The 15,558-nt window shown below is 40.9% G+C and carries 13 protein-coding genes and 1 other RNA gene; 1 reads left to right on the top strand and 13 read right to left on the bottom strand.

Annotation, left to right across the window (positions count from 1 at the left end; all coding sequences use genetic code 11):
* The first annotated feature begins 132 nt into the window (after positions 1–132).
* Positions 133–2,076, top strand: coding sequence for an alpha-amylase family glycosyl hydrolase (locus CXF95_RS11200; protein WP_101198800.1), 1,944 nt, complete (start codon positions 133–135; stop codon positions 2,074–2,076).
* 142 nt (positions 2,077–2,218) lie between these two features.
* Here the strand turns inward: CXF95_RS11200 and CXF95_RS11195 are convergent, their stop codons facing one another.
* The 13 genes from CXF95_RS11195 to CXF95_RS11135 form a co-directional block, all read right to left on the bottom strand.
* A complete protein-coding gene (locus CXF95_RS11195; protein WP_101198799.1) occupies positions 2,219–2,623 on the bottom strand; it encodes a hypothetical protein in 405 nt (134 codons plus the stop codon).
* Between the two features lie 297 nt (positions 2,624–2,920).
* Positions 2,921–3,580: a tetratricopeptide repeat protein gene (locus CXF95_RS11190; RefSeq protein WP_157828130.1), complete on the bottom strand. Its 660-nt coding sequence runs from the start codon at positions 3,578–3,580 to the stop codon at positions 2,921–2,923.
* A 427-nt stretch (positions 3,581–4,007) separates the two neighbouring features.
* Complete coding sequence (locus CXF95_RS11185; RefSeq protein ID WP_101199269.1) at positions 4,008–5,054, bottom strand: LacI family DNA-binding transcriptional regulator; 1,047 nt, start codon at positions 5,052–5,054, stop codon at positions 4,008–4,010.
* Between the two features lie 216 nt (positions 5,055–5,270).
* An RNA gene (gene rnpB / locus CXF95_RS11180) (RNase P RNA component class A) lies at positions 5,271–5,659 on the bottom strand.
* Between the two features lie 365 nt (positions 5,660–6,024).
* The gene (locus CXF95_RS30545; protein WP_232787787.1) at positions 6,025–6,246 is read right to left on the bottom strand and encodes a hypothetical protein; all 222 of its coding nucleotides are present in this window, start codon (positions 6,244–6,246) and stop codon (positions 6,025–6,027) included.
* A 12-nt stretch (positions 6,247–6,258) separates the two neighbouring features.
* On the bottom strand, positions 6,259–7,320 hold the full coding sequence (locus CXF95_RS11170) for an AgmX/PglI C-terminal domain-containing protein (protein WP_101198797.1): 1,062 nt from the start codon (positions 7,318–7,320) through the stop codon (positions 6,259–6,261).
* Positions 7,317–7,883, bottom strand: coding sequence for a biopolymer transporter ExbD (locus tag CXF95_RS11165; protein WP_101198796.1), 567 nt, complete (start codon positions 7,881–7,883; stop codon positions 7,317–7,319). The genes CXF95_RS11170 and CXF95_RS11165 overlap by 4 nt, the downstream gene beginning before the upstream one ends.
* The gene (locus CXF95_RS11160; protein ID WP_101198795.1) at positions 7,880–8,443 is read right to left on the bottom strand and encodes a biopolymer transporter ExbD; all 564 of its coding nucleotides are present in this window, start codon (positions 8,441–8,443) and stop codon (positions 7,880–7,882) included. The genes CXF95_RS11165 and CXF95_RS11160 overlap by 4 nt, the downstream gene beginning before the upstream one ends.
* A gap of 79 nt (positions 8,444–8,522) precedes the next feature.
* Positions 8,523–9,194: a MotA/TolQ/ExbB proton channel family protein gene (locus CXF95_RS11155; protein WP_101198794.1), complete on the bottom strand. Its 672-nt coding sequence runs from the start codon at positions 9,192–9,194 to the stop codon at positions 8,523–8,525.
* A gap of 64 nt (positions 9,195–9,258) precedes the next feature.
* A complete protein-coding gene (locus tag CXF95_RS11150) occupies positions 9,259–9,564 on the bottom strand; it encodes a hypothetical protein (protein WP_232787786.1) in 306 nt (101 codons plus the stop codon).
* The gene (locus CXF95_RS11145) at positions 9,561–10,388 is read right to left on the bottom strand and encodes a tetratricopeptide repeat protein (RefSeq protein WP_101198793.1); all 828 of its coding nucleotides are present in this window, start codon (positions 10,386–10,388) and stop codon (positions 9,561–9,563) included. The genes CXF95_RS11150 and CXF95_RS11145 overlap by 4 nt, the downstream gene beginning before the upstream one ends.
* On the bottom strand, positions 10,375–13,494 hold the full coding sequence (locus tag CXF95_RS11140) for a tetratricopeptide repeat protein (protein ID WP_101198792.1): 3,120 nt from the start codon (positions 13,492–13,494) through the stop codon (positions 10,375–10,377). Before CXF95_RS11140 ends, CXF95_RS11145 begins: the two co-directional genes overlap by 14 nt.
* Positions 13,491–15,557 (bottom strand): lipopolysaccharide assembly protein LapB, encoded by a 2,067-nt coding sequence (locus tag CXF95_RS11135; protein ID WP_101198791.1) that lies wholly within the window; start codon positions 15,555–15,557, stop codon positions 13,491–13,493. Before CXF95_RS11135 ends, CXF95_RS11140 begins: the two co-directional genes overlap by 4 nt.
* Between the last annotated feature and the right edge of the window lies 1 nt (position 15,558).

The raw sequence follows: 15,558 nt of genomic DNA, 5'->3' as shown, positions 1-15,558 counted from the left end.
AAACGATTAAGATGCAATTTAGCAAAAAAGATACTCATTGTAAACAACTTGTTATTATTGTTGCAAACAATGACCTTAAACCGTATATTGCTCATCACCAAATATACTTAAACGTTTAATTAAGTGGTTTAAATGAATCTAATTTTAGAAAGTAGACGAACTTTACAAAGATTACTAGAAAACACTGATCTGTCTGGGTTAAGCAAAAAAGATCAACAATTGTTTAACCAGCGCCTAGAAGAAAACTTTGTGGTGCTGTTTTCGTTGCTGCATCAAGTTTATGGTCAACGTTATGATTTCTATTACTTTTTACAGCAACTGGTGCACATCATGAAAAGTGCGCTAAAAGAAAGAAGTAGCAAATTAAAACAGCAAGACATTAAGCGTGCAAAAGAGCCTGATTGGTACAAAAACGAAAGCATGCTTGGACTATCCTGTTACGTAGATTTATTTGCTGGTGACTTAGTTAATCTTGAAGAAAAAATTCCTTATTTAACCTCTCTTGGGATCACTTATTTACATCTCATGCCACTGTATAAATCACCTCAAGGCGACAGCGATGGTGGATATGCGGTATCGGATTATCGTCAAACAGATGAAAAACTAGGCAGCATAAAAGATCTTAAAAGACTCTCTGATGCTTTGTCTAAAGCAGGTATCAACCTAGTCTTAGATTTTGTTTTTAACCATACTTCTGATGAACATCAATGGGCAAAAGAAGCGCAAAAAGGGAATACTGAATACCAAGAATTTTATTGGATGTTTGATGATAAAACCTTGCCTGACATGTATGAACAAAATTTAAGAGAGATATTTCCACAAGTTCGAAAAGGTAATTTCACTTGGAGCCAAACAGCCAATAAATGGGTGTGGACGACATTCAATAATTTCCAGTGGGATCTCAATTATTCCAATCCTGCGGTTTTTAATGCCATTGCAGACGAAATGTTTTTTTTGGCTAACCTAGGCTGTGATGCATTAAGGCTAGATGCACTTGCCTTTATTTGGAAAGAAATGGGCACTAGTTGCGAAAACCAGCCAAAAGCGCATTTATTGATACAGGCTTTTAATCGCTGTCTAAAAATCGTGGCGCCAAGTGTGGTGTTTAAGTCAGAAGCCATAGTGCATCCAGATGAAGTCATCAAATATATCGATAAAGACGAGTGCCAACTTTCCTATAATCCCCTGTTAATGGCATTAATATGGAATAGCTTAGCCACCAGAAAAACAAAGTTACTCACCCAATCCATGCGTACAAGTTTTGACATTTCAGGTGACTGCGCTTGGGTCAATTACGCCCGCAGCCATGATGATATTGGTTGGACCTTCGATGATACCTTAGCCGTTGAACTGGGGATGAATGGCAATGACCACAGACATTTCTTGAACCAGTTTTATACGGGTAGGTTTGAGGGGTCTTTTGCTTCTGGTGTGGCCTTTGGCGAAAACGCCGAAACCGGTGATTGCCGAGTATGTGGATCATTGGCATCACTAGCCGGTTTAGAAAAAGCCATTGAGCATGGCGATACCGAATTGATAGACCACGCAGTTGCACGAATATTGATGATCCACTCAATTATTCTAAGCATTGGTGGTATCCCGCTACTTTATTCAGGGGACGAATTGGGTTTACTCAACAACTATGAGTATCAAGATGATCCCAGCAAAGCCCATGACGGCAGGTGGGTACACCGACTAAGCATTAAAGACAGCGATGTAAACAACGCTAAAAAAATAGATACACCAAATCAAAGAATTGCACAGGAACTCGAGCATTTAATCCTTATCCGTAAACACAATAAAATATTAGGCAATGCAGATACTGATTTTATTGAAGTAAACAATGAACATGTGTTCGCTTATACGAGACGTAATGACCAAGGGCAAACTTTATTGGCTTTGGCTAACTTCAGCGAGAATGTGCAGTGTCTAGATGGCAAAGTCTTGACACAACTTAATGCAAGTCGTTTTATGGACTTAATCAGCGGAGAAAATATTTATGGCGTATCATCAGATATTCAACTTTTGCCTTACCAAGTCATGTGGCTGATTGCGAGTAACGAGATAAAAGCCTGAACCACATATAAGAAAGCTGAGGAAAAACCTGGCATCACTAAAGCTCCACTGCCTAGTTGATAATACCGATTGGATCAAAAAGGTGAGAGCATTACAGACTCCGAGTTGGACACTTTGTTAGCTCAATTTGTCTCGTATGGGTTTATAAAAATTGTGAAACAATGGAATCGTAATTCATTGCCACATACAAGAGTGTCGCCAAATTGGCAAAAAGTACTACAGGGATAAACCACAAAGCCACAATCAATAACGAACCTTCATTAAGGTATATAAGGAACATTGTTATAACTATACCAAGATAAAGATCGATTCCAATTTGCCTTGCCCAATGCAACGGATAGATAGTCTTGATAGTTTTAAAAATATTTTCTTTTGTGCTGCAGTAAATTGAATATGACAAAAAACAAATCAACATAATCCATGCTATTGCTTTACCGACAGGATATGCCCCATGACTTATAAACAACGGCTCGCCATCATGAAAATACATTGCAGTAAAAGCAAAGATCGCGAATACAACCCATAATCCATTTCGTTTCATTGACATTCTTCTTAACCTTTTTTCGCTGGTAACACTAACTACTCATATTCCTAACAAGGGTGTAGAAAAACCCTCAACCTAATATTCAATCTACAAATCAGCCAAAATTGCCCTTAAAAATCCGTCGCTACATTAAATCTAGATTGCTTTTAACCATTAAACAACATAAATATTTTACGTAAGCGCACTACAGTTTTTCTGGCTCTGACCTTTTTTACAGCCTCAACGCCTCATTAAGGGGCTAAAAATAGTTAGTATAAATTAGCGACGCAGGAGCAAAAACCAACTATTTTTTGTCCTGCTTTAATGACTTGTTAGATTGTGCCTTTTTGATAATAGACTTAATGCTTCTATTGCATTTTTATCGCCTAGCTTTATAGCTTTTCGTATATGCGATGATGCCTCATCAAAATTTCTATTATGATCGTAAATAGCCATACCATATAAAAGATATATATTTGAATCAGTTGTTTCATTTTTAATAGCTTGGCGTAGCCAGTAAATAGATTTTTCAGCGTATAACTTATTGGTTTTATCTGTTTCAAATAACGTTATGTATGTTATTCCTAAAAATTCCATACTTGATATTTCACCCTGAGCCGCTGATTTTTCAAGCCATGTTAAACCTAAGGCTATATCCTGTGGTATGAATAGGCCTTTTATCAATATTAACCCTAAATTATATTGCGCAAGTTTATCGCCAGCCCTTGCTGCAATAGCAAGGTGGTTGATAGTGAAGGCAACAAACGCTTCAAGTTCTCTTAGAAACTCATAAAAAATAGCAAACAATAATACTCTAGCATTATTACTCCCTTTATCAGCGAGCTCTTTAAAATTATTAAAAGCCTTTAAAGGTGTAAAAGCTGCTGTTCTATCTTTGTAAAAGTCTATGGCCTCTTTTTTTTTAAGTAGCAAAACAGTAAATGGAGAAGTGAATAATATAAGTAACAATATTACTTTCATACTTTGAATAGCCACCATAAATTGAGAAACAATCTAACACTTATTATCGAGCATTTCGTATATGTAACTGCTCGAATTGATTTGAGTCGTCAAAAGTTTCAGCCGTTACTTATTGATTTAAGTCTGTATATTTTATATTTTTCCAACCCGAAATTGTGTTGAAATCAAAAAGCAAAAGAAGACTTGACGGGGTCACCTTGACGGGGTCACCCTGACTTTAACGACCCTTTGATGCTTCCTATTAAAAGTCTTGTGAAAAACATTTTCCATAACTAAATTAATAACTTAGCGATTTTTAAGAAAACAAAAGGAGATCCGCGAAATTTATATAATAGGAAGCGAAGTGGGATACTCACTCCTACCCGCCTATTAAGTCTAATTTGAAGCTGTTGACCAGACGTTTCATTTAGGGGGTGAACGATTCAACCTAAGGACAACTTTGACGTATGACTAAACGCGTGTCCAAAACGATTTTTTGAACTGTGTCGTCTCCTTGTGCCGTGTTCAGCAGTAATTTAGCGGCAACACGTCCTTTTTCGATACTCTGTTGGCAAATGGTAGTGAGTGCAGGCTCAGAGCGAGATGCTTCTGGCGTATCGTCAAACCCAGTGATACGTAATTCCTCTGGTACATTGATACCCAACTCTTTAGCCACCCGCAGTACTGTCAACGCGATCACATCGCTCATGCAGAGTATGACTTTTGGTAAATCAGATAAACTTAAGACCTCTCTGACTGCCACTTCTGCTGTCTCGGCGTTATTAATAGGTACGTGCCATATCTGGCTGGCTACGACTTCAATATTGAGGTCTTTTGCGGCTCTTAAATAACCTTTTAATCTGCTGTGAGCTACGTCCTGTGACTCAGTCAATAAATCTTCATGAGTTAATCTACATACCCGATTTGAGTCAACTAATCTTAAGCCTAATATCGCAATACTTTGCTCCTGACCTTTAAGAGCATGTTTAGCAATGATAAAAGCCGCAGCTTCATTATCTATATTCACTGAATGAGTGCTACCTGAATGATAATCCACTTTGACAATAGGTTTACCTAAACGCTTGATCTGCTCGAATGAATTTCCCTGCAAAGCACCATACAAAATAAACCCATCAGGCAATGATTCAGCACTACTTTGTTCTGCTGAATCCAAAGCACTAGATAACAGCAGCATCTGTTTGCCATTTTCAACCAACACTTCAGCAATGCCCTGCAATAATTGACTGGCGACTGGATCGGAAAAAGAATAACTCAGGGAATCAACCATCATTACCCCTATAACACCTGACTCGCCTTTTCTTAGTAAACGCGCAGCCAAATTTGGGCCGTGATAGCCTAATTCTGCGGCTTCAGACAGAATGCGATCCCTGAGCTTTGATGACAATTGATCTGGCCGATTAAATGCGTTTGAAACAGTTGCCGTAGATACACCCAGTTGTTTGGACACTTGGGTTAAATTCAATTTTTTACTAATAATCAAACACTCCTAACACCTTAAGAACCTTTCTAGCAAAATCTTGTCTTTTCTGAGAATGATGACTCATTAAAACAAAACATTAGGGCTACTAGTCATCAACTTTGCTATCAAGTAACGAGAGCCTTAGTTTTGAAAAGGCCTAATATACAATGGATGTTATCAATTTTTCAAAAAAATGCTGCGAGGACTTATTCAACCCATCAAAGGAAGAAATAGTGGAGTTGGCCGATAAGCCGGGTTCTGTGAAGTTTGTTCGAAAACAAACAACGACAATCATTCATCTAGGCCAGCAATCGCTCACTGGCTCCAGCAACACACCCGATCTCAACGTGGGCCACGCCATACGAGATCCTATTTGGTCTTGCTCCGGGTGGAGTTTACCTTGCCGTATACTGTTGCCAGCAACGCGGTGCGCTCTTACCGCACCCTTTCACCCTTACCGATTTGTTACTGATAACAAACAGGCGGTCTTCTCTCTGCTGCACTTGTCGTCGGCTCGCGCCGCCCAGGCGTTACCTGGCACCCTGCCCTATGGAGCCCGGACTTTCCTCCCTTCAGAAATTCACGAATGAAAACTGAACGACGATTGTCTGGCCAACTCCGCGGCGGATTTTACGCAGGTTATAGCGCAGATACAATCAATATACCCAAACAATTGATAGCAGCGAAAATTGAAATTAAATTGAGATTAATGTGTAGTTTGATGCCACAAACGTTTATTAGCTAAGGGGTAAGCGCTTTTTTGGTAGAAAAGGGTTGGATAGTTTGTGCATAATCCTACTGTTTAACCTTGCCTTAGATAAAGCCTCTTGATGTGCTAGGTAGGAATATAGGAGTGTGTCGAAACTGCCGTCATCAATAGCTTGATTTAAGCCATATTCCAGTCTCTGAACTAAAGTGTGGTTATTTTTTTGAACGAAAAAATACATGGCAGGTGGATAATAGAGTAGGTGTTTATCTTCAACCACTAGATTTTTAAATCGATATTTTCGCATTTCTGCCCATGGCTCGAGAATGGACCGGGGTAAATAATCATAAAACCCCAAAGTTTACCTTTACCAGGCTCAATGGTTTTAAGGATGGCCGCTCTGTAAGCATTTGCTGTTTCGGCATTCCATGGGCCTGTCACAACCACAAACAAAATATCACCCTGAAGTGTTATGTTAAAATCGCCATGTTGGTTGAACATCTAGTCGCTACCTTAGAAGGGTAAAAAATTAAACGAATAATCCAGTAGCGTAAGGCTAACGTTTTGTTCACCAAAATTAATGAGTTTAATGCGACTGAGTAATTTGTTTTCAACATCGGTTGAATCAAGTTCGCTAAACACTAGTTCAACGTTAGATACGCCACCATTTGGCTCTATGCTTAATTTAACGGTGACCTTACCTTGCAAACTAGGGTCTGAGCGTAACGCTTTACGGTAAATGGCATAAATTGCTCCCTTGTTAGCATCAAGCACCTTGCGGATATTTTCAGTTTGGCGGCTACCCAACACACTGTCTTCGGTTACAACTTGCTTAGCTGCCAATGATGCTAAACCTTCACTAGGTGCCACATATTCAGTGTTCTTTCGTCCTGCCAGTTCCCCCCTTGAGCCGATATTAGTCGTCAAATTACTGGTATCTACACCGCCACTATTTCCCGTTACTTTCTTACCGATAAATTTACGCTGGGTTTGATTACTGGTTCCTGCACCTTTAATGGTGTTGGTATCAGCTAAATTACTCAGGCTGACGTTGTCTCGCATACTGGCTAAATCATCTTGGAAGGCCAACAATCCTGATTGTTTGGCTTTGGTTTTAGCTTGTTCGGTTATTTCTGCTTGTGTGGGCACTTTTAACTTAACCGGTTTAGGCGGCACTTTTTTGATTTCTTTGGGTGCTGCCTTCTTTGGCTCTGTTGGTTTAGGTGGCACAGGTTTTGGTTTTTCAATCTTAGGCTCAGGCAATGGCTTTGGTATGACCGGCTTAGGGATTGGCACTGGAATAGGCTTAGGTGATTCGACTTTCCTAGGCGTCATTAAACGCGTTAACTGGGCAGGTACTTTTTCTTTTTCAGCACGAGGGCGTTCTGGTAACTCCTGCCATTTCACCATTGCCGCAAAGGCCAAAGTGATGCACAAAACAACAGCGGTGATAGCTTTAAAACGTTTATTTTCCAGCTCACTTGACGACCATGGCAGTATTGTAATAAAGGAATTGGGCTCTGACATTTTACTGTTAGCAGTGGCGGTGTGCACATTCATAGCGGCCGCATTCATAACTCTTCACCTTGAGCCGCAGCCACATTATTCAATTTGCTTTCATTGGGCTGCAGGGCTGGCTCTTGCCCTTCAACAGCCAAAGATATATTAGTAAACCCTGCTTGAGCGCATGTCTGCATAATACGTTTGAGCAAGGTATAGGGAATATTCTTATCGCCCATAATGGTAATCGCTCTTTCGATATCGTTGCCATCGGGATCTTTGTCGCCGCTGTTACCTGTTCGATTAATTTGGTATGCCAGCTCGGTAGCCAGTTCAGGTATCAGGTCGTCGTTTTGATTCAGAATAGTTTTTACGTCGGCTAATTTCTGGCCTTGTAAAATCAGATCGTTATTGTTAACCATCAAGATCAGGGTTTCTTTAGCCCCTTGTTGTGCAGTCGATTCAGGCAACTCAACACTTTTGCTGTTTTGTAACACTTGCACTTCAGATGCATTAACCATCAAGAAAAACACCAGAATAGTAAAAATATCCATCAGAGAAACTAAGCTGAGTTTGGAATCTTTAGCCATACGTTTGTGATGACGTTCCATACGCATAGCTCTTGCTGATCTTTTCATTTTGCACTCCCCAAAGACTCATTGGATGCGACAGGAGCAATATCGATTGGCGCATCTCCTAGGGAAATTTCGGGAAAAAGTTCAGCGTCCACTACAGAGGCAATTAATACATCTTGGTATGAACGAGTGGTATCCATTAATGCCACAATCACTTGATAAGGAATGTCTTCTTCTAATAACAAAGTAGCGGCTTTTTTATCAATGTTTTTGTTTATCAGAGTCTGCTTAATTTGCCTAAGGACCATTTGTAAGGCCAGATAATCATAGCCTTGTTCGGTAACTACTAACTCTTTCACTAGATACCCTTGAGGGTAATAAACGGCAATACTGTCCGCTCTTACCACCAGCTCCAAACGCTGATCTTTTACATCAATATTTTGTTCATTGGCTTCACCAAGCTGCGGCAAAGCAAGTTCTAAAACGGTAATCCGCGAGAACACCATCATCATCAATAATACTGGCACCAGTACTATCATCAAATTCATAAAAGAGGTGATGTCCAGCTCAGCGTCTTTTTTGATGCCTCGACTACCACGTCCGAATTTAGCTCTACGCGCCATAACTTATTCCTATACTTGGATAATTTGTTGGCATGATCTATTAATCGTTATCTAGTGATCATTATCTATTAATAGAAATCTATCGATTGTCATCTGAAGAACGTGATTGGGTATTCAGATCATTCCGGGCTATCAATGCGTTCAAACATTTCACCCCAGCCATTTCCATGCTGTCGATGATTTCAGTGGTTTTGGTTTGTAACACCGAATGAAAAGCCAAAAGTGGAATAGCCGCAATCAAACCAAAGGCGGTAGTATTCATCGCCACCGAGATGCTCTGGGACAACAAGCTGGCTTTTTCTGATGGGTCAGCGGTTGCCACAGCTGAAAAAGCAGCAATCAAACCAATAATGGTGCCCAGTAAGCCTAACAAAGTTGAGATATTCGCCAAGGTCGCCAAATAAGCAGTACGTTTTTCAAGGCGAGGTGTGGTTTCCATCAAACCTTCTTCCATCGCATATTCGATATCCTCACGCCTTTGACTGTGATTCAAACGTGCCATACCGGCCCCAATTATGCGGCTAATCGGCGCTTTATCACTACTAGCAAAACTTAATACCCCAGTGTAATCGTGTTTATTCAGTAGGGGTTCCATTTGTTTAAACGCTTTCTTATTGACACTTTTAGAAAAACTTAAAAAGAAATACCGCTCTATTGCTATCGCTAGGCCTATTGCCAACACAACCGCAATAGGAAACATAAACGCACCTCCCTCTTGAAAAAATCTTACTACTACTTCAAAAAATTCCATCACTGACTCCTACTATGTAATCTGTTCATTATATCTTTTCGCCCAAAGCCTATAGGTATTAACCTTAAGGCTGGGGTATGTTTTTTTTATTTAGTATGTGAATTTGACGCTTGAGTTCTTCCCGTTGTAGCGGCACAAACGACTTATTAATTCGATCAACAATAGGGCTAGGCAAAGCTTGTTTGGTTTTAGGCGATTGCCACGGCACTATCGTCAGCACTTTGGGCTGCTCTTGATTACCCCGTATGGTCTCTTCTAACTGGATGACTGCAGGCTCTTGGGCGTTAACTATATTACCAAAAAAACCTAAAGACAGAGCGACACACATAGCGGTTAAATAAGCGCCTAAATAACGTTGTGGGTGGATCATAACATCGCTCCCGTTTGAGTGTCCTGTTGGGCATGCTTAATTTGCCTCTGTAAATCAATTATCCAACCTTTTAATTGCCGTGAACTGTCATTGGTCAAAGCTTGATAAAGCTCATAATCATCCAGTGCCAGAGACTTTCCCCCCATGTATAGGTCGTATAGTATGCCGCGATTGAGATATCCCTCTGCAAAAGCAGGCCAGCTTTTTATGGCTAATTCATAATGGCTTAATGCCTGCTGAAATTGTCCTTGTTGACGCAACACCATAGCAAATTCGTTGTGGGCTAGGTAATTTAATGGATTAGCAGAAATAGCGTTATTAAGATATCTCGTCATATCTTGGTGTTGCTGTTGCTGTTGCTGTTGCTGTTGCTGTTGCTGTTGCTGTTGCTGTTGTTGTTGTTGTTGCTGCTGTTGTTGTTGTTGTTGTTGTTGTTGTTGTTGTTGTTGTTGCAAATGGTCGTTGTTTTGTTGCTTGACCAACAAGGCTAATTGCAACCATATACCTGAAAGGTCTGGGTGTAGTTCAGACATGGCAATAAACCTATCCCTAGCTTGGGGGAACTGACCTTGCTGCTTTAACAACAAAGCCGCTTTAAATTGATTTAGGATCTTGGCACTAGATTTATTTTTGTTCGCCTGTGTTTTATATAGATTAGGCAGTGCCTGTAAAACCTTCGCCCTAGATTGCAGTGGTGTTAATGACACTACCGAGGCTTGTGAAACGTTTTTATCTGTTTCATCAACAGGGAATAAAGTAGCACAGCCGTTTAGTAATGTGATACTCATCCCCATCAAAACAACAAACACATTAGTTAATTTCATCCGTGACCTCCACGCTCTTTTCTGGTTTGTTATATCTGGCAGGAAGCAATTTTTCTAGAGCGCTGAAACTCTTTTGGACCCAAGTATCATAACTACCTTGCCAACTTCGTTTCGCGTTAGTTTCATGAATGTCGATGGCTTTTTCTTCAAAGGGGTAAGCTTGTTCTTCAAGCAATAAATCATATTGTTCTAGCTCTAGGGCATTGAGGTTTTTAGGCTTACTGGATGTCATCAAATCTTTGGCAAGTTGATGATAAATATCGGCAATACTAAAGTTGGCTGAGGTACTGAATTCCTCGACTTTATAATCCAAGGTTTTGTTGTAGGCATTCAGCGCATTATTTAATGCCGTTTTTTTCTTAGTTAAGCTTGCTTTTAATGGCTGCGTTAATTTAATTTTTTTGTACAGGTCTAGTGTTTCAGCGGCAAACACATTGGATGCCATTGCTGCTAGATACCGAGTACGATCATCCCGTTCAATATCTGGCGATTGTTGTGCTTGTTTGTCTGCTTGAATTAATTTATTCAACCAAAAACGGCGCTTACTGGGCTCATGACTTGCAACATAGAACTCACTCATAATGAAGCGAGCTTCGTTGGCTTCAGCAAAAGGCATGGCATAACTATGAGCATAAGTGCGGTAAGCCTCTAATGCCTGCTGTCTGTTATCAATTTTGTTTAAATATTGCGCCGCCACATACAAGGCTTGCCTGCCCTCTTCAGACTGAGGGTTAGCTTGGTGTAAAACCAATAACTCATCAGCGGCTTGTTGCCAGTTTTTATTCTGTTGATAAGCCATAATCAATTTATCTTGGATGTTTGCTGTCAACTTATCCTTTGGAAAACGGCGTCTAAAGTCCTCAAATAAGTCAATACCTTGCTGCCATTGTTGCATCTCTAACAAATAGGTCGCGGCATCATATTGTGCGTTGACACGAATAGCCGTCTCAGGTGTTTTAGCCAACACTCTCAAAAAATCGTTAATGGCCAAGGGTAAATAATTATAGCTAACCTTCTGCTCACCTTGTTTGTAAATGCTCGCGGCTAAACGATCACGAATATCTGGGCGACGGCGATCATTATCTGGCAACAATTGTAGGATTTGGTCATAGGTAGATTCACCAAGGGCATATTGCTGCAACGCAAATTGACTGTGCCCTGTCACTAAATAACTGGCTAGGCGTTTATCAGATGCTACTTTGAGGTGCCAATCCAGCAGTTTAGTGGCCGCCGCAATAGCCAAATCATAACGTTTTAAGGTAAAAAGTTGTTGCATGCTGCTGTACAAAATGTCGCTCGCCCTAGGATCATCAACAAAATTATTCACAAAATTGTCTTGAGCAATAAGCTGTTTGTCTAACCAACTAGTCTGCTGGTCATTATCTTGCAATGGTAAATAGTCAAGAGGGTCAAGAGAGTAAAGAGAGTCTAAAGGGACTAGAGACGTTAAAGGCAATAATTGAATTTTCTGGTAAGCCAAAATAGCAGCATAAGCCGCTTCTGCTGCTTTGGGGTGGGCAGTGGTGATATGGGTATTAGGTTGAAGATGCTGATAAGCATAACGTTCGAATGCATTAATAGACTCTGCATAATGCTGTGCTTCATATAAAGCCTCACCTAAACGATAGGTTGATTCAGGGGTTTGCTGATCTTTGGGGAAAGTCAGAATAAATTGCTGATACCACTTTGACGCTAACAACAAAGCTTGTGTGGCTTGTGCTTTTAGCTTTTGAGCTGAGGGTCGATTTTTATCACTGTCCTCAAGGGTGGTTTTTTGACTAGCGCTGGCTAACATCTGCCCGCGGCTATGCTCATATTGTGCAAGCTCTTGTAAATATTCGTTTAAATATGGTGCAACTTGTTCTTGCAACACAATCGGCCAATTAAGCCAATACGTGCCAGCAATACCATAACGTGTCACAAAATCCTGTTTGGCGGGTAAAACTAGAGTAGGGAATTTACCTAGGATGTAAGCGTCAATTTGTTTTACCGCAAAAATAGCGGCTTGAAAATGTTCACCATGGTTTTCAGTAAAGGCTTGATATGTTTTAGCGCTATCACGATACCTGTCGTTATTCAGATAGTGTTGCGCCAAAGCGTCGTACAACACATATTCATAATGCCTACTTGCAACTTGTTTGAAATGCTCTGCGACACTCTGGGCTGCATGTGCAACTTCGATATTTTGATAAGAAAGCTGGCTGTCCTGATAAGAAAACAACAAACTCATAATACGAATAGTGTCGTTGACCAAGCGTTTTTCACCCACAGGTAAACGCTCAATTTGAGCTTGACTGTCTACCTGCGACAACATCTGCTGGGCCACAATTTGATTGGGTAATTTATGGTCGAGCAAGGTAGTAAATGCTTTTAAGGCTTCGCTTTGCTGTTCATTTTTAAAATAACTCCAGCCCAGCATGTAAGCAGCGGTGCCGTAATAAGGGTTTTGTTCACCTTGGGCTAACACCTTATTGTAGGCACCTATAGCTAATGGATAGTTAGCACGATTAAATTCAACTTCCCCCATTCTAAAGTGGGTTTCAGCTAGGTAGGCATTATCAGGGAATTGCTGTAATAACTGCTGTAAAGTGGCAAAACTATCTTGTATTTGACCTTGTTGTTCATAGGCCTTAGCTAGCTGGTAAAGCACGTCTACGTTTTCTGGGTTTTGTGGATGATCCACCAGCAATTGTTGGTATTGCATTATGGCTAAATCAAATAACTTATGTGGTGCTGGGCTGGCTTGGTTAGAACCGCCCTTCTTATCATTGCTTGCAACTGAGTCAATGGGTGAACCGTCTTCTTGTTTTTGCTCAGCCAGAGATACTTCTAAGTCGGCTAACCGGTACTGCACTATTTTTTTAATTAGCGGATCGCCCACCACTTCAAGTAAAGCCTTATAGGCATCTCGCATGGATTCTGTTTTCGGCTGCTCTAGTGGTGTATAGTCAAGTGACAAAGGCTCAAAATATACATCGCCCAAAGTTTGTTTGCTTATTGAGGGCGCTTGCCCCACTTGTTGTGAATTTTCACCCGAAAACAATCCGCATCCAGATAACGGCAACATCAGACCGACTACAGCGAGCAGTGAATGACCCAATCTCATAGCTGGTCACCCTCTTTTACTGAAGTGTCATTTAATGGTGTTGGGCTGTCATTGTCATTTAATAACGCTTGATCATTCAAGCGCACCATGGCTAATTGCGCTTGTAAAATATACTGACTGATTTTTTGTTTGTGGGCTCGGATAAACTGATTGAAGGTCTCAGATAACTGCTCAATCAGTGCATCCTGCACACTATTGCTTTTGACAATTTCAATGTTAATTCGCTGCGCCAAAGCGCTGACCCTCAGTCTTTGCTTGGCAAAATCAGGTTTGGCTGCTAGTTGTATAAGGAGTTGCTGCTGACGCTGTTGTGCTTTGGCTATTTCAGCGTCTAGTTGATTCAAAGCCTTCTGAGCTTGCCATGTATTAGCCGAGTAAGCTTCGCTTGCTTGCCACACTAAACGCCCCGCCACTCGATCTACCCGTCGCTGGTAAGCGTCATCTAAAGGTGGTTGACCTAGTTGTTTTTTAAGCTGAGTTATTGTCGCTAAACGTTTTTCTGAACGCTTGACTCTGTCTAACCACTTTTGACTTTGCAGGCTCATAAAAACTTGCCCATCTTGCTGTTGTTTAGCGGTATCTATGACTTGCGCCAAGGCATCGCGCTGAACTTGCAGTGCTGACAACTGATCTAAGGTACGATTTTGTAAAATATGTTTTGCGCGCTTGCGTCGCTCAACTTGCCTTTCGTCCAACATCAAATGGTATTGCTGCATACGTTGTTGCCAGCTTTGCAATTGTTGTTGTAAATCTCGGCTTTGCTCTAATGCCGACAGTCCGGATCTAAACTCATTACTGACAGACACACTATCAAACAGCTGGGCCGTATTAAATTGCTGACCTTTAGTGTTAAGGGACACATTTTCAGCGTGTTCTGCATTTTCAGCATCGTCTGCTCTTTGCGAGTTAGCTATGTTGGGTAATAAATCCAAAATAAACTGGCGCTTATCTACTTGCTGCGCGACTTGATCAAGATCTACTAAAGCCTGTTTGAAGCGATCAAGTCCCAATTGTAAAACCTGTAATGATTGACCTGGTGCAAACGCTGTTTCGTAGGCATAAGCGCTGGCTAAATAGGCCTCTAAGGTGTATTCACTATTTTGTGGCATGTGTATCAGTCGTTGCCAAATAGCCAAAGCAGTTTGTAATTCATCCTTTTGAGCTGCAGCCCATCCGTAGCCTAATAACGCGGCTTCTGCGTCTAAACCCTCGGTGCGGATCTTTTCAAATACTCTGAACCCTTGATGAGGATCACCCTGTTGTAGCAGGGTGTAACCCAGTGTTAGGTTAGCGCGGTCGCGAATGGCAGCACGCTCAGCTACAACACTTTGTTCATCGCTCGCACTAAATATTGGCTCAGCCCACCCCATCCAGCGACTGACAAAACCACTTGAGTTATTTGTCAAAGAAGATAAACCAATTATGGCTTGTTGGCTTTCCCCTTTTTGCAGCAACGCTAACGCTTGATTGTACTGAACATAGTCGCGATAAATGGAATCCTCTGATAACTGTTCTAACCATTGAATATCAGTACCCTCAGCTCCCTGCCCCAATAAATAACCCTGTAACTGGGATTGCATATAAAGCCAATTATCACGGGAAGATGGCTCAAAATACTTATCTGCATTGTCATGTCTAATTTGCTGTAAAGCTTGAGCTGCGTCTGAAAACTGGCGTTTTTGATAATAGGTTTTACCCAGTAATAACCAAGAATAGGCTGTGACATCAGGTTCGATATTATTTTTTAATAAACGCAGGAAAATATCAGCGGCTTGATTATCTAAACCATAGGCCAAACTCATACCGCCTTTTAGTAACTCAGGCTCCACTTGATAGCCACTCAAAAAATCGGGTATCTGGTTCAACCCATTGGGGAATTTCTGCTCTAGTATCGCCATTTTGGTCAATGCTAAGGAAAAATTGCCTTGATAATATTCATACAAAACTTGCTGGTAAGCTTTTTCTATCTGCACAGAATTGGGTAGGGTTGCTTGCTGGGCGCTAATTTGAACACTAGCCACCCATGCAAAACAACAACCTAACGCCCTAAGCCACTTCAACATA

Source organism: Paraglaciecola sp. MB-3u-78 (assembly GCF_002835935.1).
GTDB lineage: Bacteria > Pseudomonadota > Gammaproteobacteria > Enterobacterales > Alteromonadaceae > Paraglaciecola.
The sequence above is the reverse complement of the archived record's forward strand: the minus strand, read 5'-3'. Positions and strand labels throughout refer to the sequence as shown.

Coding starts and splice junctions, on each gene's coding strand:
- CXF95_RS11200 (WP_101198800.1), top strand. CDS start 133: ATGAATCTAATTTTAGAAAGTAGACGAACTTTACAAAGATTACTAGAA.
- CXF95_RS11195 (WP_101198799.1), bottom strand. CDS start 2,623: ATGTCAATGAAACGAAATGGATTATGGGTTGTATTCGCGATCTTTGCT.
- CXF95_RS11190 (WP_157828130.1), bottom strand. CDS start 3,580: ATGAAAGTAATATTGTTACTTATATTATTCACTTCTCCATTTACTGTT.
- CXF95_RS30545 (WP_232787787.1), bottom strand. CDS start 6,246: ATGTTCAACCAACATGGCGATTTTAACATAACACTTCAGGGTGATATT.
- CXF95_RS11170 (WP_101198797.1), bottom strand. CDS start 7,320: ATGAATGCGGCCGCTATGAATGTGCACACCGCCACTGCTAACAGTAAA.
- CXF95_RS11165 (WP_101198796.1), bottom strand. CDS start 7,883: ATGAAAAGATCAGCAAGAGCTATGCGTATGGAACGTCATCACAAACGT.
- CXF95_RS11160 (WP_101198795.1), bottom strand. CDS start 8,443: ATGGCGCGTAGAGCTAAATTCGGACGTGGTAGTCGAGGCATCAAAAAA.
- CXF95_RS11155 (WP_101198794.1), bottom strand. CDS start 9,194: ATGGAATTTTTTGAAGTAGTAGTAAGATTTTTTCAAGAGGGAGGTGCG.
- CXF95_RS11150 (WP_232787786.1), bottom strand. CDS start 9,564: ATGATCCACCCACAACGTTATTTAGGCGCTTATTTAACCGCTATGTGT.
- CXF95_RS11145 (WP_101198793.1), bottom strand. CDS start 10,388: ATGAAATTAACTAATGTGTTTGTTGTTTTGATGGGGATGAGTATCACA.
- CXF95_RS11140 (WP_101198792.1), bottom strand. CDS start 13,494: ATGAGATTGGGTCATTCACTGCTCGCTGTAGTCGGTCTGATGTTGCCG.
- CXF95_RS11135 (WP_101198791.1), bottom strand. CDS start 15,557: ATGTTGAAGTGGCTTAGGGCGTTAGGTTGTTGTTTTGCATGGGTGGCT.